This window comes from Shewanella sp. 10N.286.51.B8 (genome assembly GCF_041469325.1).
In the GTDB taxonomy this organism is placed as follows: Bacteria; Pseudomonadota; Gammaproteobacteria; order Enterobacterales; family Shewanellaceae; genus Shewanella.
This window is the reverse complement of the sequence record NZ_JBFRKG010000088.1, coordinates 1-662: the sequence shown is the minus strand read 5'-3', so window position 1 is coordinate 662 and position 662 is coordinate 1. Positions and strand designations below refer to the sequence as shown.

Genomic DNA, 662 nt, shown 5'->3' with positions numbered 1-662 from the left:
TGATCAAATTGATCATGCTTGGTGCATTAGCGGTAAGTTTTACCGCTAATGCATATCCTGGAATGGAAAAACAGCAACAGCATGTTAGTCAATCAACACTTGATAAGATAAATGTATTAGCGCAGCCGTTTCCTATTGCACACATTGGTTTTAATGATGCCGAAGGCAATGAAGTTGATTTCGAAGCCCATAAAGGCAAAGTTGTTATCATTAATATGTGGGCGACCTGGTGTCCTCCGTGTGTAAGAGAGCTACCTGCATTAAATCGATTAGAGAAAACACTGAGTAAAGACGAATATGTGTTGATGCCAATCTCTATTGATGCAGAAGGCAAGAAGCAAGTTAGCCCTTTCCTTGATTCTATTGGTCTAGGTGCTTTTACTTCTTATTACGACCCAAGACAGAATTTACGAGAAGTATTTCCACTAGACACCATACCAGCGACCTTTATTCTAAATAAAGAAGGTGAATTGGTTGCTTATGTGCGTACTTATGTCGATTGGGATGATGAAAACGCTGTTGAGTTTTTACGACAGTTTCAATAAATTGCAATTAAAGTCTAACGATAGTGATATAAGGTTGCTTACTTAATAGACTAATTACACCTGAATTGATTAAAAAAGATCGTATTTGATGAAAAGATCATCATGCGATCTTTTTTT

The 662-nt window shown here is 37.0% G+C and carries 1 protein-coding gene; it reads left to right on the top strand.

The features are described 5' to 3' along the window. The first annotated feature begins 14 nt into the window (after positions 1 to 14). Positions 15 to 545, top strand: a complete 531-nt coding sequence (locus AB4160_RS19450) for a TlpA family protein disulfide reductase (protein ID WP_372006091.1) — start codon at positions 15 to 17, stop codon at positions 543 to 545. Positions 546 to 662: the final 117 nt, after the last annotated feature.

Excerpts from the sequence above, each read along its gene's own strand:
- AB4160_RS19450 (WP_372006091.1), top strand. The coding sequence starts at position 15 with ATGCTTGGTGCATTAGCGGTAAGTTTTACCGCTAATGCATATCCTGGA.